This is a genomic window from Roseivirga sp. UBA838, from assembly GCF_002296035.1.
GTDB classification, from domain to species: Bacteria; Bacteroidota; Bacteroidia; order Cytophagales; family Cyclobacteriaceae; genus Roseivirga; species Roseivirga thermotolerans.
On the sequence record NZ_DBHC01000027.1, the window covers coordinates 17,104 to 37,936 of the forward strand.

At 43.4% G+C, this 20,833-nt stretch carries 15 protein-coding genes; 8 read left to right on the forward strand and 7 right to left on the reverse strand.

The genetic code is table 11. The features are described 5' to 3' along the window. Positions 1–219 (forward strand): hypothetical protein (locus B3O12_RS09210; RefSeq protein ID WP_286756078.1); only part of this gene is annotated, 219 nt, incomplete at its 5' end. 52 nt (positions 220–271) lie between these two features. Here B3O12_RS09210 and B3O12_RS09215 read toward each other — a convergent pair. Together B3O12_RS09215 and gltB are read right to left on the reverse strand one after the other, a co-directional pair. Then, positions 272–1,717: a glutamate synthase subunit beta gene (locus B3O12_RS09215; RefSeq protein WP_286756079.1), complete on the reverse strand. Its 1,446-nt coding sequence runs from the start codon at positions 1,715–1,717 to the stop codon at positions 272–274. Beyond that, complete coding sequence (gltB, locus tag B3O12_RS09220; protein WP_286756080.1) at positions 1,717–6,195, reverse strand: glutamate synthase large subunit; 4,479 nt, start codon at positions 6,193–6,195, stop codon at positions 1,717–1,719. The genes B3O12_RS09215 and gltB overlap by 1 nt, the downstream gene beginning before the upstream one ends. Positions 6,196–6,381: 186 nt before the next feature. Here gltB and B3O12_RS09225 point away from each other — a divergent pair, with 186 nt between their 5' ends. The 5 genes from B3O12_RS09225 (at position 6,382) to B3O12_RS09245 (ending at position 11,138) form a co-directional block, all read left to right on the forward strand. Beyond that, positions 6,382–7,923 carry a hypothetical protein gene (locus tag B3O12_RS09225; RefSeq protein ID WP_286756081.1) on the forward strand — a complete coding sequence of 514 codons (1,542 nt, stop codon included), beginning with the start codon at positions 6,382–6,384 and terminating at the stop codon, positions 7,921–7,923. 79 nt (positions 7,924–8,002) lie between these two features. After that, on the forward strand, positions 8,003–8,845 hold the full coding sequence (locus B3O12_RS09230; RefSeq protein ID WP_189629997.1) for a glucosaminidase domain-containing protein: 843 nt from the start codon (positions 8,003–8,005) through the stop codon (positions 8,843–8,845). Further along, positions 8,845–9,858: a polysaccharide deacetylase family protein gene (locus tag B3O12_RS09235; RefSeq protein ID WP_286756082.1), complete on the forward strand. Its 1,014-nt coding sequence runs from the start codon at positions 8,845–8,847 to the stop codon at positions 9,856–9,858. The genes B3O12_RS09230 and B3O12_RS09235 overlap by 1 nt, the downstream gene beginning before the upstream one ends. Before the next feature lie 38 nt (positions 9,859–9,896). Beyond that, complete coding sequence (locus B3O12_RS09240; protein WP_286756083.1) at positions 9,897–10,361, forward strand: DUF6265 family protein; 465 nt, start codon at positions 9,897–9,899, stop codon at positions 10,359–10,361. An 81-nt stretch (positions 10,362–10,442) separates the two neighbouring features. Then, on the forward strand, positions 10,443–11,138 hold the full coding sequence (locus B3O12_RS09245; RefSeq protein WP_286756084.1) for a hypothetical protein: 696 nt from the start codon (positions 10,443–10,445) through the stop codon (positions 11,136–11,138). Positions 11,139–11,254: 116 nt separating this feature from the next. Here B3O12_RS09245 and B3O12_RS09250 read toward each other — a convergent pair whose 3' ends face one another. The 3 genes from B3O12_RS09250 to B3O12_RS09260 all read right to left on the reverse strand — a co-directional run bounded on the left by B3O12_RS09250 (position 11,255) and on the right by B3O12_RS09260 (position 16,283). Further along, positions 11,255–13,933 carry an ABC transporter permease gene (locus B3O12_RS09250; RefSeq protein ID WP_286756085.1) on the reverse strand — a complete coding sequence of 893 codons (2,679 nt, stop codon included), beginning with the start codon at positions 13,931–13,933 and terminating at the stop codon, positions 11,255–11,257. Further along, positions 13,930–14,262, reverse strand: a complete 333-nt coding sequence (locus tag B3O12_RS09255) for a PadR family transcriptional regulator (protein ID WP_286746757.1) — start codon at positions 14,260–14,262, stop codon at positions 13,930–13,932. Before B3O12_RS09255 ends, B3O12_RS09250 begins: the two co-directional genes overlap by 4 nt. A 131-nt stretch (positions 14,263–14,393) precedes the next feature. Then, positions 14,394–16,283 carry a CHAT domain-containing protein gene (locus B3O12_RS09260; protein ID WP_286756086.1) on the reverse strand — a complete coding sequence of 630 codons (1,890 nt, stop codon included), beginning with the start codon at positions 16,281–16,283 and terminating at the stop codon, positions 14,394–14,396. Between the two features lie 241 nt (positions 16,284–16,524). Here B3O12_RS09260 and B3O12_RS09265 point away from each other — a divergent pair, with 241 nt between their 5' ends. Together B3O12_RS09265 and B3O12_RS09270 are read left to right on the forward strand one after the other, a co-directional pair. Further along, complete coding sequence (locus B3O12_RS09265) at positions 16,525–17,115, forward strand: RNA polymerase sigma factor (protein ID WP_189629990.1); 591 nt, start codon at positions 16,525–16,527, stop codon at positions 17,113–17,115. Further along, positions 17,108–17,842: a tetratricopeptide repeat protein gene (locus B3O12_RS09270; protein WP_189629989.1), complete on the forward strand. Its 735-nt coding sequence runs from the start codon at positions 17,108–17,110 to the stop codon at positions 17,840–17,842. The genes B3O12_RS09265 and B3O12_RS09270 overlap by 8 nt, the downstream gene beginning before the upstream one ends. Before the next feature lie 10 nt (positions 17,843–17,852). Here B3O12_RS09270 and B3O12_RS09275 read toward each other — a convergent pair whose 3' ends face one another. Next, entirely contained in the window at positions 17,853–19,088 is a 1,236-nt protein-coding gene (locus tag B3O12_RS09275; protein ID WP_286756087.1) for a hypothetical protein, read from the reverse strand. A gap of 235 nt (positions 19,089–19,323) precedes the next feature. After that, on the reverse strand, positions 19,324–20,826 hold the full coding sequence (locus tag B3O12_RS09280; protein ID WP_286756088.1) for a DUF4157 domain-containing protein: 1,503 nt from the start codon (positions 20,824–20,826) through the stop codon (positions 19,324–19,326). Positions 20,827–20,833: the final 7 nt, after the last annotated feature.

A 20,833-nucleotide genomic window follows, 5' to 3' on the forward strand; every position in this document is an offset into this window, starting at 1 on the left:
ATTGGACTCATTATCTCCAAAAATTATCCCCGCCAAAAGCTAATGTTTGCCTCATTGGCAATACTCTTTTCATTATTCACGTTTCTAATCCCTGAAATACCAAACGACACAAGTTCCGCTAGTACCAAAACCGCTGTGGGCATTGGCTTTGCCCTGTGGTTTTTGAGCTTCTTAACCCTCTTTATTTATACTTCGCCTATAAAAACTGAGCAAAATTAGCCGGTGCTTTAAATACCTCATTTCAAAACCAGTGGCCTCTGCCATGCCATCTTCACGCTTGCAGAGCGGCCTTCTCAAGGCTATTATTCACAGCCATTGCCGCTCTTCTACCTTCTGCAATAGCCCAAACTACCAGGCTCTGACCTCTTCTACAGTCACCTGCGGCAAAGATCATTGACCGACTGGTTTCTCCCGTCTTTTTTAATGCCTTGAAGCCAGTAGTTTTTACATTGCCGTTCGGGTCTAGCTCAAGGCCAAACAGGGTAGAAAGGCTCTTTTCATGATGAGCAAAACCAATTGCCAGAAAGGCCAAATCACACTCAATCACCTCTTTAGAACCGGGAATTTCTTCATACCGAAACTTCGCTTTATCTGTCCACCGTATTCTTATCGTTTCCACTCCTGTGAGCTTTCCATCTTCTCCAATAAACCGTTTGGTAAGCACAGACCAATCTCTTGCTACTCCTTCCTCGTGCGAACTTGATGTTTTCAAGGTCATGGGCCACTCAGGCCATGGATTGGTTACAGTACGCTCTTCCGGTGGTTTTTCCATTAGTTCAATCTGGGTAACACAAAGCGCCCCTTGCCTGTTGCTTGTCCCCACACAGTCGGCTCCGGTATCTCCCCCCCCAATCACTAACACCTTCTTATTCTTGGCATTCAACTCGGGAGATATCCGATCTACCTTTCCGGAAATCAAACGATTCTGGTGACGCAGAAAATCCATGGCAAAATGGACTCCGCTTAGGCTTCTACCCGGAATGGGCAAGTCTCGGGGCACCGTTGCCCCAACACAAAGCACAATAGCATCGAACCTCTCTTCTAGCTCTGTCACGCTAATATCGTTTCCTATCTCAGTGTTGCAGCAAAAGTCAATGCCTGCCCTTTGCATCAGTTCTATTCTACGATCGATTACGGTTTTATCTAATTTAAAGTCTGGAATGCCTAATCTCAAAAGCCCACCGGGGGCTTCATCACGTTCAAAGACAGTTACTGAATGTCCTTGCTTCCGCAGTTCTTCCGCAGCTGCCAAACCAGCAGGCCCTGAACCCACCACAGCAACTCTATATCCTGTATCATCGGACGGAACAATGGCATGTTCCCAGCCTTCCTGAAAGGCTCTTTCAGCAATTTCGAGTTCAATATGCTCTATGTTAACTGCCGCGTTGTTTAAACCTAAAACACAACTAGCCTCGCAAGGAGCCGGGCAAATTCGACCGGTAAACTCCGGGAAGTTGTTGGTACTCTTGAGCACCTCCCAGGCCTCCTTCCACTGCCCACGATATACGGCATCATTAAAGTCGGGTATTTTATTGCCCAACGGGCAACCTTGATGACAAAAGGGAACACCACAGTCCATGCAGCGGGCGGCTTGCTCATGGTATTGTTGTTCGTTCCAGGGTTCTACAAATTCCTTGAAGTGCTGTAGTCTTTGACTGGCAGCCTGTTTGTTTTTGCGTTCTCTGCCATATCTTAAAAATCCTTGTATATCTCCCATTATGCCATCACATTTTTGAAGTCTCTTTTTTGAGCCATTACTCTTTTATATTCTGTAGGAATAACCTTTACAAAGTCTGCTTTGGCCAAAGGCCACTGACTCAACAGTTCAATAGCTTTTACACTATTGGTGTATCGATGATGCTTCTCTAACATCATATGCAGGAAGTTAAAATCATCTTCCTCGGGGTATTCGAGCTGAACAAGCTCCAAATTGCAACACGATTGAAAGTCAAAGTTGGCCGCATATACATAGGCTATTCCACCAGACATTCCGGCTGCAAAGTTTTTTCCGGTTTCACCTAAAACAATTACCCGGCCTCCGGTCATATATTCGCAGGCGTGGTCGCCCACCCCCTCTACCACTGCACTGGCTCCAGAATTTCTAACGGCAAATCGTTCTCCTGCCTGTCCATTCACATAGAGCCTTCCTCGGGTAGCACCATACAGGGCCACATTGCCAATTAGTACATTATCGGCCGCCTTGCACGTAGTTTCCGGCTTAGGGTATATTACCAGTTTACCACCGGAGAGTCCTTTGCCAACATAGTCGTTGGCCTCCCCTTCCAGGTTAAAGGTGATACCATGGGCTAGAAAAGCTCCAAAACTTTGCCCGGCCGTACCGCTAAAGTCTACTGTAATGGTGCCATCCGGCAGGCCTTGCGGTCCGAATTTTTGAGTAAAAGAACCGGAAAGCATAGCCCCGGTGGTTCTGTTTTCATTATGAATGAATTGTTCGAACCGTACTCGTTCTCCATGGCGAAAGGTAGGCTGAGCCAACTCAATGAGCTTTACATCGAGCACGTGGTCAATTCGTGAAGGTTGCTGTACTGTTTTATGCTGAGGAGCCCCTTCTGTAGCTAATGGATTTTCTAAAAGTGCACTGAGGTCTACCCTACCTCCTTTGCTAATGGCTTTGTCCTTATTAAATGCCAGTAGGTCTGTTCGGCCAACCAGTTCATTAACCGTCTTAACCCCCAATTGGGCCATAATATAGCGCAACTCCTCGGCCATGAGCCTAAAGAAGTTTACAATATGATCTACTTCACCGGTAAAGAGCCGCCTTAATTCAGGACGTTGAGTAGCTATACCAACCGGGCAGGTATTGAGGTGGCACTTGCGCATCATTATACAGCCTTCTACCACCAGCACGGCCGTGGCTACACCCCATTCTTCAGCGCCCAACATAGTGGCTATGGCCAGATCTCTGGCTGTTTTTATTTGACCATCGGTTTGTAGCTTAATACGATTGCGCAGACCATTGCGCATGAGCGTTTGGTGTGCTTCTGCCAGACCAATTTCCCAAGGGATACCGGCATGTTGAATGGAACTGAGAGGGGAAGCCCCGGTGCCTCCATCGTGGCCTGAGATAAGTATGGTGTCTGCGTTGGCTTTGGCCACCCCGGCCGCAATGGTTCCTACTCCTGCCTCTGCTACCAGTTTCACACTCACTTCCGCTTTTGGATTTACATTTTTAAGGTCGAAAATGAGTTGTGCAAGATCTTCGATGGAATAAATATCGTGGTGTGGTGGTGGAGAAATAAGGGTTACACCCGGAGTAGAATGCCTAATCCGGGCTATGTTTTCATCAACTTTTAGTCCGGGGAGTTGGCCTCCTTCTCCTGGTTTTGCTCCTTGAGCTACCTTTATTTGTAGCTCATCGGCATTGATAAGGTAGTAGGTGGTAACCCCAAAACGGCCACTGGCCACCTGTTTTATGGCCGATCTTGCTAATAATCCATCCTTTCCGGGCGTATATCGCGAAGCATCTTCTCCTCCCTCTCCACTATTCGACTTGGCTCCAATCAGGTTCATGGCTTTGGCAATGGTAGTGTGAGCCTCCTCCGAAATGGAACCAAAAGACATAGCCCCGGTTGCAAAACGTTTCATTATTTCGCTGGCTGGTTCAACCTCCTTTAAATCAATGGCTGATGATTCCCTGAAGTCGAACAGACTTCTCAACGTTACATGGGCACTTTCTTGCTGATCTATCTCTCTGCAATAGGCTCTGAAAAGCTCCTGATCATTCAAACGGGTTGATTTTTGGAGCAAGTGAATGGTTTTTGGGTTGAAAAGGTGTTTTTCTCCTTCTACCCTCCACTGGTATATTCCTCCATCGGCCAATACACTTCCGGAGTTAATAACCGAACGGGTGAGCTGCTGATTTTGTATTAGTTCCTGCTCTAGCTCTTCAAATCCCTTTCCACCAATACGGGAAGGGGTTCCTTTAAAACATAGGTTCACCACCTCATCATTCAAGCCAAGTATTTCGAAGATTTGAGCGCTTTCGTAGGACTGAAGGGTGGAGATACCCATTTTGGAAAGAATTTTCCTTAATCCATAGCCAATGGCCTTTATATACTGACTCACCGCTTGCTCTTCTTGTTCTGGCTCTGTTAGCGAGCGAATGGTGTCTATAGCCAAATACGGACAAACAGCAGAGGCTCCATAGCCAATAAGCGTGGCAAAATGATGGGTTTCTGTAGCATCTCCGGCCTCAATAATAAGACTTACTCTTGCCCTAATGCCTTCTTTGATTAAATGGTGATGTACTGCTCCGGTAATGAGCAGCGAAGGAATGGAAAGCTGGTTAGGCTGTGGTTTATTACTCAATACCAGGAGGTTTGCTCCGGCCCTTACCCACTGAGCCGCTTCTTTCGCTTTCTGTTCAATAGCCTCTTTGAGTGCATACTTCTCAGGATTGTAACAAGCTTTAAGATACTGACTGTTGAACCCTTCAGGTGGTTCATTCCTTAATTTATCCAGTTTCTGTGAAGTGAGAACGGGTTGTTCAAGTACTATTTTTCGAGATGTGGGGTCATTGTCTTCCAGTAGATTATTGGATTGCCCCAGGTAAACCGCCAAAGACATCACGGCCTTTTCGCGAATGGGGTCTATGGCCGGGTTGCTCACTTGGGCAAAAAGCTGCTTGAAGTAATTGGAAAGGTGAGCATTTCGCCTGGCAAATACGGCCAATGGGCTGTCGTTTCCCATAGAGCCTATGGGCTCTGAACCACTGGCCACCATAGGCTTTAGTATGTACTTAATGTCTTCTTTGGAGTATCCGAACAGCAACTGGGCCTTAAGGAGGTCTGAGGGTTCAGGCCGGGCCGCTCGGTGGGCATTGGATTGGAATGGTTCACCCAATTCGGACTCATTGATAATTAGCTTTTTGTTCCAGCCTATATAGTCACTGGCCCTGCTTAGTCGTTTTTTAATAGATGCATCTTCTTCAAAACTGTGCTCAACTAAATTGACCAGTAGCATTTGACCGGGTTTTAGCTTACCTCTCTTCAATACATTTTCAGGAGGCACCTCTACAATACCGGTTTCTGAAGCAAATATGAGGCGATTATCGTCTGTTAGTGTATATCGCGTAGGTCTAAGGCCATTGCGATCTATGCAGGCCCCTACTTTGTTCCCATCCGTAAAGCATACGGCAGCCGGGCCATCCCATGGTTCCAAAAAGGTAGCGTGGTAATCGTAAAATGCTCTTAGTTCGGGGCTAACGGCCAAATTTTCTCTCCATGCCGGAGGAATAAGCATGGCCATAACACGCTCAATTTCTCTTCCTCCCATTACTAATAACTCTACAGCCATGTCGAGGTTGGCCGAGTCAGAAAACTCAGCCTGGCATATCGGCAGCAATACCTTTAGCTCTTCTTGGCTGAAATGGGCCGATCTGAAAAGAGCTTCTCTTGACTTCATTTTATTTATGTTGCCCTTTATGGTGTTAATTTCTCCGTTGTGGGCGATATACCTAAAGGGCTGGGCCAATCGCCACTCGGGTAACGTATTGGTTGAAAAGCGCGAATGAACTATGGCAAAGGCAGAGGTAAAGTGTGGCGCGGAGAGGTCCGGGTAGTATTCATCGAGCTGCCAGGTGCGCAACTCCCCCTTGTAAACTATGGAATGTACCGAACAGGAAGACATGTAAAATGCTCTTCCGCCCTCAAGCATAGCAGCTTTATGTTCACACAGTTTTCTGAACAAATAGAGCCTTCTGTTTAAATCTATTCCAGAGCCGGCCTCTCCCCTTATGAAATACTGCCAAACCTCCGGTTCGTTGCTACGAGCAAAATCACCAAGTTTTACTCCGTTGGTAGGCACCCTCCTTTTCCATACGCACGCCAGGTTTAACTCCGTTAGAGCCTCTTCAAGCAAGCTAAAGAAATCAGCAGTATTTGGGGTGGGAATGAACAGCATAGCTACACCATAGTGCTCTTTGTCAGGAAGTTCAACGCCCTCTTTGGCTGCCAGTTGGCTAAAAAATGCATGGGGTATTTGAGTGTGAATACCAGCCCCATCGCCCGTCTTATCATCGGCCGCCACACCTCCCCGGTGTTCCATTCGGTGCAACATCTTAAGCGCATCGGCTACCAGGCTGTGCGATGGCTGGTTCTTAAGTTGGGCAATAAAGCCAATGCCACAGGCATCCTTCTCAAACTCTTCTCTATATAGTCCTTTGGGTTTGCTCATTTTGTTCGTTTAAACTTGGCAATCGTTTACGTTGATTTGATAGCTCTTTGTAAAGTCAACCATTCTGAATTTATCTAATTTGTCTGTGTTGAAGCCAGTAGATTTCATAGACCATATGAACTCCATGCTTAGGAAAAACACGAATAAACAACTGTAAACCAACCGATTAAAACCTTAACTTATAGCATGTCCAAGATTCAGAATGAACAACTGCTTTTTGAACTCATACAGTCACTCACCAAGTCTGAGAAGAGAAGTTTTAAGCTATATGCCAACCGGGTAGGAAGCTCGCGCGAAACGAAATACATAAAGCTGTTCGACATAATGGAGCAAATGGATGTGTACGATGAAACACTAATTCTCAAAAAACTACCCAAAACCAGCAAGACACAGTTTGCCAATCTCAAATCTCACTTATACAGTCAGATTTTGGCTAGTCTGCGTCTTTCTAACCTGAAACACGATATAGACATAGACCTGCGGGAACAGTTGGATTACATTAGGGTGCTCTATAAAAAGGGGCTTTATCACCAGAGTCTGAGGCTGTTGAACAGGGCCAAAAATATAACGGGTGACTATCGAAAAGACTTATTTCAGCTGGCACTGCTCGACTACGAAAAGCAGATTAGGTCTCAGCAGGTATTTGATTTGGAAGAAAAACAGGCCGATGAACTCAACGCCCAAACTGAGCAGGCCATGAAGCGATTTATGAATGTGCAACAGTTTTTCACGCTGGCCACTAAGCTAAAAGCCCGCTTTGTGGAACACGGCATGGTGAAATCGGAAAGGGAATTAAACAATCTCAAGGCCCTCTTCTACACCAACCTGCCCGACTTTAAAGAGTCGGAGTTGGCATTCAACGAAAAGTTTTATCTATACCGAGCCTACTACTGGTTTTCCTACCTTACTTACGACTTCGAAAAGTGCATTACCTATGCCGAAAAGTGGATCGACATATTCCACGAAACGGGACTCGATAAGAAAAGACGAGCCGGGTATTTAAAAGGGCTCAATCGATTATTGCAATCGGCCTTCAGAGTAAACAGCATTCAAAAGTTTGAGCACTACTATAGCCTATTTCAACGGTTTGAACAGCAGGAAGGTCCCTCATTGGCCAGTAATACGCAGGTATTATTGGTGAAGTATAAGGCTATTCAGGCTTTCAATCACGTGTTTCTTACCACCGACTTTGAAGGCAAGCTGCCCGAAATAAAAACCATAATGCAAGAGGTGGAGGCTAACAGGAAATACATTGACAAGCACAACCTTATTGTAATCTACTATAAAGCCTCAGTCTATTATTTTGCCCTAAAACACTACAGCCAGGCAAGGCTCTACCTGAACCGGTTGCTAAACGATGGAGACAGACTGCGCAGTGATCTCAAAGGCTATGCCCGTATATTGAGCATACTCATAGATTACGACACCGGAGAAGAAGATTATATGGAACAAAAACTACAAGCCGCCCACGACTATATTGTTTTCGAAGAAAACCTGGGAAAGGTACAGCAAGTCTTTCTGGAATTTATGAGCAAAATAGGTTCTATTTTTCCACAAGACCTCAAAAAGGGATTTATGAGCCTAAAGGCAGAAATTGAAAAAGTGAATGAAGGAGACTTCTCCAAAAAAACACTGCTCTATTTTGACCTGATGAGTTGGATTGACTCTAAAATTGAGGGCAGGGACTTTGCCGAACTGGTGCGAGAGAAGCGTAAAGCCTACAGTTGAGTGGGCAGAAGCCGCATAGAGGCAGAGCCGGTTATCTACGAATTACAAAAGATTCCATAAGGATGGTTATATTTGCCTCATGTCTGATGAACGGAAGGTCATTGTCATTCTCACCTTTATTTTCCTGATTATTCTTTCGACCCGCTGGTTTAGAACCACAAAGGAAGTCGAAAGAGCAGAATGGCCCGAAATTATTACCGAATACAGAGAGGTACTTAGCCCCGAAGAAATCCAGTTAATTGATTCCGTTGTTGTACGACCAATCCTTTATAGCAACGTTACCTTTCTGGATTCACTCGATTCAGACGAAGCCAAACAGCGTTTTATTGCCGTAATGTTGCCGGCCATACTGGTGGCTAAAAAACGACTGGAAATAGACCTAAAACGACTGGAAAGCATTCAGATTAAAAAGAAATTGAATGCTGAAGACAGCCTGTTTTTTCTACAACTAACAGAAACCTATAAAACAGACGATATTCTGTTGCTTAAAAGAAGGCTGCTCACCCACCCCAACAGCATCGTATTGGCGCAAGCTGCCATTGAATCGGGCTGGGGCAAATCTCGCTTTTTCAGAGAAGCCAACAATGTCTTCGGGGTTTGGTCATTCGATCCCAATGAGCCTCGTATTGCCGCTAGTGTAAGGCGAGAAGATTACCAGGTATATCTGCGAAAATATGATCATATTGAAGAATCGGTGATGGACTATTTTCAAACCATAGCCAGAACCCCTGCATATGCCCGGTTCCGTAGAAAAAGGGCCGAAACTTCAGACATCAGGGCCCTGGTTCCCTTGCTGGATAAATACTCGGAGCGAGGAGACGAATATGTGGAGCAGGTATTTGGAATGATTCGCTACAATAGGTTTGAACAGTACGATCATCATCACTTGGACACAACATATCTAAGATACCCGCTTAAGTAATGCGCAGTTTGATAATCTTTCTATTGGTAATTGGCACGCAGCTAAGTGCCCAGGAAGGCGGAATAAGTGCCTTTGTGTATCATCGTTTTGGAGATGACAGGTTCCCCAGTACCAACGTATCGCTCGATAAGTTTGAGGCGCACCTGAAATTTTTAAAGGATGGAGGCTACGAAGTGCTCACCTTTTCTGAAGCCATAGATCGTTTAAAGAGACCCAAGAAAGGCCAAAAAGCAGTGGTTCTGACTATAGACGATGGCTACTCTAGCTTTTACGAAAAAGGCCTTCCTCTATTACAGAAATATGGCTTTAAAGCCACATTGTTTGTAAACACTGAAACGGTTGGAGGAAAAGACTATATGAACTGGTCTGAACTGAAAAAGGTACAAGAGGCCGGTATAGAAATAGGCAATCACTCACATTCACACGCCTACTTTCTCAACAAAACAGACGCCTTCTTTGAAGAGGATTTACAAACAAGTGAAGATGCTTTTATAGAACACCTGGGTACTAAACCTACCATTTATGCCTATCCCTATGGAGAGTGGAATGCTTTTATGGCCAATACCCTAAAAAAAAGAGGTTATAAAGGAGCTGCTGCTCAAAACTCAGGAGTAATGCACAGCCAGCAAAACCAGTTTTATTTGCCGCGATTTCCCATGTCGGAGTTCTATGCCAATCTCAATGAATTTAAACAGAAAGCTAACATGCATGCTCTGGTAGTAAGCCGTCAGGAAGTCAATACCAATGGTTTTTCGGGTAGCAAAAGTCTTCCGCGAATTGAGCTGGAGTTTACAGAAAACAAACTAAAACTAGAGCAATTGCAGTGCTTTGTTCAGGGAGCCGAATGTCGTAAATCCATACAGGTTGTAAAAGAAGGGTTGGTTAAGCTAAGCATTAGGCCAGACCGGGACCTAAAACGAAGGAGGACACTATTTACCATTACCGTGCCCGATAGTGAAGGCCGTTGGCACTGGTTCAGTTACCTTTGGGTAATCCCTCAAATTGCCGAGTAACCCATAAAAAAGCTTATCTTTCTTAAGTGTTAATTGTTATGAAAAAGTTGTTGCCTTTGTTTTTAACACTCGCTGCTTTAGTTGCTCCGCATTCTGGCCATCAGAAACCACAAGGTATAGACGAGCTAAGCTGGTTACTAGGTCAATGGCAACGCTTAAATGCTCCCCCCGGCACTACCGCTTTTGAGTTTTGGGAAAAACAAACAGACACAGAGTATAAAGGAATTGGCTTTACACTGAAAGATACGGATACGGTATTTGTAGAACACCTGCAACTACTCCAAGAAGACAATGCGCTCTTTTATATTGCCAAAGTGGCTGAAAATGATAATCCGGTACGCTTTAGGCTTACCTATACTAATGCTGATGGGTTTATTTGCGAAAATCCAGAACACGATTTCCCGAAAGTTATCAGCTACAAACTCGAACAAAACAAGCTCATTGCATCTATATCAGATGGTGCGTCCAGGAAGAGAGATTTTGTATTCAATAAATTGAATTAGTACCAAAACCAACGTTCAACTTATGCCCGGGCTTTAGTTTTTTCATTTTTCCACTTAAGTTTAGCAAGTAAAACCTAACCAATGAAACATTCACCATTTCTCTTGCGCTCTGTAATTTTATCCGTAATCGCCTCTTTGATTTTTACTTTTTCAGCACAAGCTCAAAAAAGAGCTATAGATATCAATGAGCTCATCAATGAAACACAGCTAATGTCCGAAGACCAGAACCTGATGCGGTTGGTTTGGTACATTCCTTTAGAGTACTGGGAAGCTTCTTTTGCTGCTGACGAGAGCATATCGGCCGATGAGTTGGAAGAAATGATTGATATTTTTGATGATTTTGAACTGATAGCCGTGATTGATGGAGAGTTTGGTGTTTTTGGTAACATAAAATACACACCAATATCTGAGGTAAGAGCCATGATTCGCCTAGAAACATCTGATGGTAAAAAACATCTGCCACTAGATGACTCCGAAATAAGCAATGATGCCAGTACGCTAATGTCTTTCATGCAACCCATGCTAGCCAATATGATGGGCGATATGGGGAAAAACATGCAGTTTTTCATGTTCAAATCTAAGGGTAAGGAAGATCGGCTTATCGATCCCTTTAAACAACATTCGTTTAAAGTACATTTGGGCGATGAGGTTTTCTCTTTTGAACTTCCGCTTGCCTCGCTCCTACCACCGAAATATTGCCCTACCGATGGAAAGAAAATGAAAGGAACATGGATTTACTGTCCATTTCACGGAGTAGAACTAACCGATAAGAACTAGCCAACTATTTTCAACTTGTAATACAGAATTGAAAAAGGTCATGTATGAGCTTCTTAAGTTCTATACATGACCTTCATTTTTTGCTTGTGCCCTACTCTACTCTACTCTACTCTACTCTACTCTACTCTAAGAGCATTTACAGGATTAATTCTGGAAGCCCGCACGGCATGATACACTATAACGGACAGCATAATTAAGAAAGATAGAAAACCACTGGCCACAAACACCAGCAAACCAATGTCTACCCGGTAAGCAAAATCGCTCAACCACTGATTCATTAAATACCAAGTAACGGGAATGGAAATCAAGAACGCCAATCCAAGTTGAATGCTGAACTGCCGGAGTAATATATTCATAATGGTTATTGGCGAGGCTCCTAATACTTTTCGAATGCCAATTTCCTTAACCTTGGTGTTGACTACAAGTATGGTTAAGCCCAAAAGGCCAAAAGCAGCAATCAGTATGCTTATTACGGTGGCAACGCCCGCTATCTTATTTACCCTTGCTTCGTTTTCATAAAGAAGTCGCAACCGTTCATCGATAAAGCTAAAGTTTAACTCTTCATTTGGAAATAACTCAGACCATGCCTCATCCAAAATATCTCTAACCGCGAGCAAATTCTGACCGGTATACTTGAAAAACACCTTGGGTATGGGGTTATCATTGATAGTAACATCGCTTATTCCGGCAAATATGGGTGACAGGTTTTGCACTATAACCAGGGGTTCTACATCTGTATGTAGCGATTGAAAGTTGAAGTTTTCTGTAACCCCAATAATTCGATGGTTACCAAAGTCGTTGCCCGGAAGCTTTTTACCTACTGGGTCTTCTAAACCAAAATAGTCAACTGCCGCCTGATTAATGATGATTGACTCCCGCTTATCCACTTCCATGTCTTCGTCAAAGGCTCTCCCTTCTTTCATGGCAATGTTAAAGCCGTCAACAAAATGAGCGTCTGTAGCCAATACATAAAACTGTCTGAACTGTCCATTCACATCGTTGAAGCCCACCTGAGTCCAGCCGGTAGATCCAAACATATGGTTGGCCGCTCCAAGACCCGATACTTCCGGATACTGGCTCAATCGTGCTTTCAATAATTCGGCATTTTCGAAGCCGGAAACTATCCCATTGAGCATTCCATTGGCACCTTCTTTCGGGTACAGATTCACATAAACCATGGCGTCTTTTTCATAGCCAACATCGCTGCTTTGTAAGAAATTAAGCTGCTGACGCATAATTAAGGAGCCTGAAATAAGAAAAATGGTGAGCAATAGTTGAAACACCACCAACGACTTTCGAAATATACCAGCTCCGCGACCTCCGCTCTTTCCTCCTCTCAAAATATTGATGAGCTTGAGGTTTGAAAGCACAAAGGCAGGATATAAGCCCGTGGCAATTCCTACCAATAAAATGATAGAGATAAGAAGTAATAGGTTCTGTAAATCAAAAATGATAGCTATTTGAGTGCCGGCCAGATGGTTGAAGGTGGGCAATAGAAACAGAGCCAAAGCTACACCAGCCAAAGTGGCAAAAGCGGTGATAAGGATGCTTTCTGAAAGATACTGCCAGATAAGGCCGCCTTTCTGCGCCCCAACTACCTTTCTGATGCCTACTTCTTTAGACCTTCTAATGGACTGACCGGTAGACAAAGTAGTGTAGTTAATGCAAGCCATTACTAACACCAGCATGCCAATAGTGGCCAGCACATAGACATACCTGGGGTTACCCACGGGCATGGAAGCTGCAGGGAAGTCGGGGTTTAAATGTATGTCTTCCAATGGTTGCAAGCCTAACTCGTATTGACCTTCTTCTATTCGGTCACCTAAAACACTGTTAATCATTTCAGGAAACTTTTCAACCACTTCTTGTGCCGAAGTATTTTCACGAAGTAATACAAAGGTCTCCGGTGCAATATTGAACCAAGCCTGCAAAGCCCTGGGGTTATAAAATCGTTCCTTATCTTCATTAGAAACGATCATATTCATCTGAAACCCGGTGTTAGAGGGCATATTGGCCATTATGGCCGATACCTCATAACTCACCTTATTGTCGTTGACCTGCAGCGTTATGTGCTTACCCACAGCTTCTTCCGATCCAAAATATTTAAAGGCATAGTCTTCCGAAAGCACAATGGTGTTACGCTCTAGTGGCTTTTGCACATTGCCCTTTAGTAGCTTAAAACTAAAAACATCGAAGAAGTTGGGGCTTACAAATGCCACTCGTTCATTAAGTCTGTTTTCTCCATCTCCTACCAAAAAATTGCTGTAGTCTACCAGCACAGTGGCCTCTACCTCAGGAATATTAGCTTCTAAAGTGGGGGCTAGTGGCAATGGTGAGGAGGTGTAGAAAAACTGCTGGCCCTGACCATAATCTTCTTTGGTCCAGGTTCGGTATATCCGGTCTCCCTTATCGTGAAATTTGTCGAAACTAAGTTCTTGCCTCACATATAAGCCTATGAGTATAAAGCATGCCATGCCAACAGCAATGCTGCCTATATTTAACACCGTGTTGGTTTTCTGTTTCCACAAAACCCGGGCTGCAACCTTAAAATTGTTTCTTGTCATGTTGATGATATTTGAGTTTGTTGTTTTGATTCGCTTGATGTTCATTGGGCGGAAGAAGCGAAGCACATCCCAACAGAAGAGCCACCGGGCGCGCCTGGGCTTTTGAGAAACCCGCCTATCGAAGAGTTCATAAATGTCTCCTTCTATTTCTTCCAGAAATTCCTGCCGGCAGTAGAGTCGCAAAAAACGCTTGGCCAATCTTGGGGGCGATATGTGCTGTTGCTTACTCAAGAACTTCCCAATGAGATATCTGTTATTCGGTTATAAAGCTTCAATCGCAAAGACTGGGCCTCGTCCAAGGCCTTCTTGCCTTGGGAAGTAAGCTCGAAATAGCGCTTACGCCTCCCGCCTCTTTCGTTGGTGGCACCACCCATTTTGCTCTTCACAAAACCTTTATCGTCCAGCCTCCTCAAGGCCGAGTGAATGGCGCTTATGTTCACAGTTCGGCCAGTCTCTTTCTTTATTTCATCCATTACAGCTACTCCGTAGGCTTCGGGGTAAAGGGCCCCAACGGTAAGTAAGACCAGTTCTTCGAATTCACCTAGATATGTACCTTTCATAAGCGTGTAATATTAGTTACACAAATATAAAACAAATATATCTTTCATATTTGTACAAGTAATTAACACTTGTTAACCTGGTCTTGGGTATGAATCGGCAGATTTGTGTAGCGAACCGTAGCCAGCATAGTTTAGGAAATAATGACCTTAACCTTGAGATTAACCAGCAAAACTGCGACAGAGGAAACCAACACCAATATGTAATAAAACCACCTATTGGTAGAATTGTCTTTCAACCTGAATATGTGGCCTTCCTGGACATAGGCAGACCAGAAGAATGGGTTCTTATGAAAATCATCTGCTTTAGCCAGATAATCTATTTTAGCCAATTTAAGACTGCGATCGCTGGGAATTCCTTGCTTTAAGTACTTAATAAAACTTGTAATGAGTTGCTGGGAGGCTTTGTCATCTACATTCCACAAACTCCCAATAACGCTTTGTGCTCCTATTTCAAGACTCCTACTGGTAAAGCTTTTGTTGCCTTCTCCACTAACCGGCCAACCTGCTCGGGAGTGACAACTGCTTAGAATCATTACCTGTGGTATAATTTTGAAATTATACAGGGCATAACGATAAAGCGTATCATAGTCGGACTTTAGCAGCAAAGGTTCTCTATTCAAGTCCAGTAGTTGATGATTACCCATGTGGTATACGTTCGATTCTTTACTGCTGGCAAATTCAAAGGCATTATTTGCTAAACCGGAGACTCCTCTCCAAGACTGTAGCTCTCGACTCACATGCTTTAGTCTACGTTCAGCCTGATGATACTGACCGATGGAATAGGTAACTGTCCGGTCGACCAAATGAATCGATGCCTCTGACATTCCGTAAGTCACATTACTTTTCTCAATGAGGTATTCATTCTCTGCATTTAAGAGCAGTTCAAAAGGCAGGTCATTAAGAATACCATCGCTCAGTATATATACCTGCTTATACCTACTCACTTTAAAAGGCACAATTAAGATTGCTCCCAAACTGTTCAAGGCAGCTGTAAGCTCTTTAAATTCTTCATGACCTCCTGTTAATGCATTTTTGGCCTGCGTGAGTTTGGTAAATAGTTCACTAACCAACCTTTTGAGTCGGTCTTTATGATGAACTACCAGATCGGTCTTCTCCTGACTTTCAACCACCTGATATATTCCATCTCTCCCTTCAAAAAAGGTGATTCGCACCACTCCTTCTTCTCTAATCAATGGTATCTTTTCCTGACCTACCAAGTTTTTGACACCACTATCAATAATTAAATAATACTTATTCCGATGGGTATTGATTGTTCTTCTAAGCATTGATTTTGTATGAAGGTCAAAGTCTGGCACCTCTGTAAGCTCTAACTCCGTTTTTTCAATGGTCTTTAAGACTTCTCTCAAAAGCCTGGCTTGTGCCCCTCCTTGGCTCAGAAATTGATTGTTCACTGTAAGTTCACCTAAACGACTTACCTCCATGGCATGTAAAACAAGTTTATTGGTTGACTCAGAGGTATTTAACTGAGCAAGAATTCGCAAAACCCCTTCAATCAGACCATAGGTATGGGTTACGTAATTCTTTCGTCTGCCGCTCATAAGTCCAGACATGTATACTTGTCTTAGATACTGAATACATACTCCTAACTTATCTTCAATGGCTTGTTGCTCTAGTTGACCTGATGTGTATTTTAGCCATAGTGCCTTTATTTCTAACTCATATAGCTCCATTTGTAAATTTGCCATATGAAAATCGGTAGTATACCTGCTTAGGCCGGAAAACCATTGGGGTTGACTATTCACCAGGTTAAGTTCCTCTTTAAGTTTCTGAGAAAGGGAAAGAGTTGAAGGCTTTGACAAGTGAGGTGTGTTCTCAATGCGCTTCAGCATAGTCGTATAAAAACTTATTAAACGATCAATGCTGTGAGGCTGAATTGCAGGGCGGCTTGGACTGCAGTTCTCAGGCAGCTCATTAAGCCATTGGCCAAACTGTTCTTTGGTAATATCACCTTCCCAATATAATTCAGTAAGCCCGGCTATGTCGCTACAATCTTTAGCCACTACTCGGTTTTGCAAATGAGCAACAATAAGACATACGAAACTGATAAAAATCGTTCGCTGTGAATATTGAGTAAGGCAGTTTAGGCAGGAATGCAATAGTCCTCTACCCATCATACATGTGTGTGTTTAATCGAAAAATATGGGGAGCACTAAAAAAATTGGGGAAAGGAATTTAGTGATAATATTTGTGATAGGCACAATAAATGTCTAAAATTAATGGCTTCAACCACACACACCTGCAATGCTTAAGATAGAGATAAGCAAAGGCTTAGATGACGAAAGCCTTATTCAAGGTATAAAGAAGGGGCGCAAACGAACGCTCCTGCATATCTACAAAAAATACTTCCCTTATATTAAGAGTCATATTTTAAAAAACTCAGGTTCGGAAGATGATGCCAAAGATGTTTTTCAGGACGCCATGATGGCCATTTTTCAAAATGTGTCGAACAAAGATTTTGAGCTTACCTGCCAGTTTAAAACCTACTTGCACGCGGTTAGTAGCAACATCTGGAAAAAGAAACTGCGGGATATCAAGGGAAAAACACTGACCGAATATCAAGATGCTTCTCACCTTGCACAAGAAGAAATTGACGATGCTGTACTAACCTTGGAGCGCTATCAGTTTTATAACCGAAAATTCAAGGAGCTCAGCGAAAAGTGTCAGCAAATACTAAAGATGTACCTCAATGGTGTGAATATGAAACGCATTACGGAACATTTTGGCTTTGCGAGTGTCTCCTATACCAAGAAGCGCAAGTTTGTATGTAAAGAAAAGCTGATTGCTTTGATCGAAAAAGACCCTGAGTACCAAATACTTGTTGGAAATGACTGAACAGGAAAGAAATGAACTGATTGATAAGTTTCTACTCAATGAGCTTGAGGGTTTAGAGTTAGCCAGATTTGAGTACCTCATTGGTTCCGATAAAGAGCTAAAAAAATCGCTTCAGTTGGAGCTTGAGCTTCGTTCTGCTCTCAATGAAAAGAGCGATTTCAATTTATTTAAATCGTTGGTCAATGATGCGCAAAAAGAGTATTTCGAAGCAAAAAAGCCCCAGACTAAACAGGTTTGGAGGGCTGCCGCAGTTTTTGCTGTGATAGCCACTTTTGGTTTTTTGATTTGGCGAAGCTCCGTTACGAAATCGCCTGAATACATCTTCGATAATTATTTTGAACCTTACGAGGCTCCTACCAACCTAAGGGGAACAGACATAACGAATATCGATGATGATTTCATGCTCGGACTTGTGCGGTATGATGAACAGCAGTATGCTCAGGCCATCGCTTTGTTCGAAAAGGCTTACTCTAAGGATTCCAAAAACTATACAGCCCGATTTCTTATGGCCGTAGCCTACATGGGCCTAAAGGAGTTTGAACAGGCTGAACCTATATTTTTAGAGTTAATTAGCGACAGTTCTCACCTTTTTCAAGATCAGGCAAGATGGTATTTGGGTTTGTTGTATTTGACAGACAATGATACAAGTAATGACCCGGCTGCCAAGCAAGTATGGACAGGATTGAAAGATACTGCCCTCAAAGCCAAGGCAGATCAATTAAAATAATACCCCAGCTTTAGTCTAACGCTGCAGCTATTTGTTTGCCTGTTGCATTAGTCTTTAGTCCCAGAGCTTGGAGTAAATGTTCCCTTTCATCGGCACTAATTTCATTTCCTCCACTTATAAGCTTATCTGCTGCAGCTCCCCTAATAATATCATGTGCGCGCATGGCTCTTGTCCCTGACATCTTTTTCAGTCTTGATTGTGAGTCCAGAATACGATTTAGCTCTTCCTGTTCTACAATATTACCATGTCTTACTCCTGCCAAGGCTTTCTTTCCATGTTTATTCTTTCTCCACATCTTATAAACCGTACTACCCAAACCCACTAAGGCACTTGCTCCCAAAAGTCCCCAACCAATAGGGCCACTGCCTGCGGCAAGGACAATACCACCCGCCAAAGCCAGACCACCCTTCAGTGCTCGAGCCACTCCTGTTTTTTTCTTAGTTTCCTGGGCATCCTCACCCAACAGGGCTACATCTTTCACCTTTTCAGATTGGCTTGATTTACCAATTCCTTTTAGCATTTCCTCTCGATCTGATGCCACTTTTGACCCAACCAAACCAGCACCTACATCGAAGGCACCTGATGCAATGGCAAACGGAGAAGCAACCTTAGCCGCTGTAGATACTAACCCGGTATTGTTAGCCGCATGGGCAAACCCTAGCATGGAGCTTCCCACACTCGTGCCTGCACTAGACAAGCTAGATGCAATCTCTGCCTTAAGCAAATGCTTATCTCCAGCCAACTGGTTTCCGGTAATATGTGAATGCAAAGCAACTCCGGCATCAATTAAAGAACCGGTGGCTCCAATTATACCACCAATTCCGGCTGCTTCAGAGCTAACCTTCAGTGCGGTGCCACTTGATGCTGGAGATATTTTAGAAATGATATCAGCTGGTTTACCAACGGCAGAACTAACCCCTTTAAGACCTGATGCTACCAACGAAGCCTTGCTACCTTTGTTCTTTTCGATATGTTGATCTACCTTTTCTGCGTCAATGCTCACTCCCATTTCTTTCAGCAAAGGAGAGCTCTGTTGATCATATTTTCCTTTGCGAATACCGAATTTTTTCCTGTACCAATTCTTAATAAAATTGCCTTGAACCACAGGGTCATTTATTTTGCTCGCACTGCGCATGGATTGTTCCCCCGTTCTTTGAACGGAACCCAAAGGTTTTGAGTCCATTACACCAGTTCCATACACTAAACCAGCATCATTATTGACACTAATTCCACCTTTAAATTGCATGATGGGTTTTCTTTGTATTGGAGGATTTCTGGAAACACCTTTCTCACCCACTCTTTGAGCCGGAGCACTTTCATTATCGGAGTTCCTTTTTACTGGTTGTAATGACTTCTTTAGCACTGCTTGGTTGGGATACTTTCTAGCTTGATACCCAAAAAGAGAAAAGGTTACCCCTAGTGTTTGCTATTAAACAAGAGATATCAGCATATTAAATTCATTCCATAGGGAGGCATATGATCTATTCGTGTTGTCCCCATATCCAATTATAAGCCTGCAAACTTCCCTCCTCACTTTCACTCCAGTTCAAGGATTTCAGATACTTCACTTGTTCTGCACTTATTTGATCAATATTGTCTATAGCATAATTCTCAATCAATTTTACCCTTTCATCGTGGTTGGGAACTTTCTTCTTTCCGGTAGACCTCGATGAGGTTTCTTCTTTACTGGCAATCGCTAATGAACTTGATGAGCTGGTCTCATGTGATGAGGAGGCAACAGTCTCTTTAGAGACCTCTCTTTTCATTATCTTGGCTTTCAACTCAGACATATATGGATCTTCTACGGAAGCTTTTGGTTTGGAAGAAGAAGAGGATGCAGCCGTTTTTAAACCATGACTTCCTGACATCTTAATGATTGTAGGGTCTTTCATTAGGCCACTTCCAGCAATCTCAGTACAGATGAGATTAAAATGTCTGACTCTGGGTGGTTGTCCTCCTTTATGCATAATGCTGTGTGTTTCAGCATTAAGTTCATTATATTCAGCCTCCCAGTCGTGACCATCAACAGTACCATATTCGTCTTTATTGCCCAGCATATGCCCTACCTCGTGCGGAATATCCTGTGGGTCTTCCTCTCCCCATTTGGTCATGCTCTCTGTTCCAAAAAGCCCTCTCACTCCATGGGACTTTGATTGTTTAACATTTTCTATTGTATAATTGGTATAAGCCTTTTCTTCACTCCTTACTAACTGTACCTCTATTGGAAAGATTATACCCTCATCTTTAATCGCAAATTTATTACTCCACTCACCTTGTACCTGACGACTCCACGCCTGAACTACAGAGTCATCAGCGGCTGTTTCGATTCTAATGTAGACCAGAACCTTAGGCCGTTCTTCCTTTTCATGAAGTCCGTATATATAAATGGTGAATTTACTTTCCCATTGATACGAAGTAGCACTGTCTTTACCGGGGTCTATCAACTCCTGGCTTATTGACTTGTTGACCTGAATACTCTTGACTTTTTGAACCGGTTGATTAGTCAATGACGCAATTATGAGTTTACGGTTATTTACCGAACCGGTGGTAGATTTAAAACCCATGGCTTTCTCTCCCATCTTATCGGCCTCCTTTTCTAAACCTGCATCATCGTTAATATTTATCTTGTGTTGGAACTGTATGGTTGGTTTTACTCTGCCCTGCTTTTGTTGTACCACATGCCAGGCTTCGTGTGGCAAGTGTTTTTCCTGACCGGGTGCTAAATGAATTTGATTGCCCTGAGCATAGGCATGAGCCTGTAATTGGGCCGGTTTCGATGAATTATAATGGACTTTTACATCGTCCATTGAATGACCGGAGAGGTTTTCAATACCTGTCTTAAGTTGGTCTGGTAAGCCCGTAAGGTTCGGTTTTCTTTGAATTGGGGGAGCTAGTGAAACACCTTTCTTCCCTACCCGCTGGGCAGGAACGCTTTTACTTTCAATCCTATTGGTGGATTTTTGAAAGGTTGATTTTTCAAGCATTGTTTAT

What these genes read in the sequence shown, in the direction of transcription:
- B3O12_RS09215 (WP_286756079.1), bottom strand. Translation starts at nt 1,717, where the DNA reads ATGGGAGATATACAAGGATTTTTAAGATATGGCAGAGAACGCAAAAAC.
- B3O12_RS09245 (WP_286756084.1), top strand. Translation starts at nt 10,443, where the DNA reads ATGAAACATTCACCATTTCTCTTGCGCTCTGTAATTTTATCCGTAATC.
- B3O12_RS09240 (WP_286756083.1), top strand. Translation starts at nt 9,897, where the DNA reads ATGAAAAAGTTGTTGCCTTTGTTTTTAACACTCGCTGCTTTAGTTGCT.
- B3O12_RS09270 (WP_189629989.1), top strand. Translation starts at nt 17,108, where the DNA reads ATGACTGAACAGGAAAGAAATGAACTGATTGATAAGTTTCTACTCAAT.
- B3O12_RS09235 (WP_286756082.1), top strand. Translation starts at nt 8,845, where the DNA reads ATGCGCAGTTTGATAATCTTTCTATTGGTAATTGGCACGCAGCTAAGT.
- gltB (WP_286756080.1), bottom strand. Translation starts at nt 6,195, where the DNA reads ATGAGCAAACCCAAAGGACTATATAGAGAAGAGTTTGAGAAGGATGCC.
- B3O12_RS09230 (WP_189629997.1), top strand. Translation starts at nt 8,003, where the DNA reads ATGTCTGATGAACGGAAGGTCATTGTCATTCTCACCTTTATTTTCCTG.
- B3O12_RS09280 (WP_286756088.1), bottom strand. Translation starts at nt 20,826, where the DNA reads ATGCTTGAAAAATCAACCTTTCAAAAATCCACCAATAGGATTGAAAGT.
- B3O12_RS09275 (WP_286756087.1), bottom strand. Translation starts at nt 19,088, where the DNA reads ATGCAATTTAAAGGTGGAATTAGTGTCAATAATGATGCTGGTTTAGTG.
- B3O12_RS09255 (WP_286746757.1), bottom strand. Translation starts at nt 14,262, where the DNA reads ATGAAAGGTACATATCTAGGTGAATTCGAAGAACTGGTCTTACTTACC.
- B3O12_RS09225 (WP_286756081.1), top strand. Translation starts at nt 6,382, where the DNA reads ATGTCCAAGATTCAGAATGAACAACTGCTTTTTGAACTCATACAGTCA.
- B3O12_RS09265 (WP_189629990.1), top strand. Translation starts at nt 16,525, where the DNA reads ATGCTTAAGATAGAGATAAGCAAAGGCTTAGATGACGAAAGCCTTATT.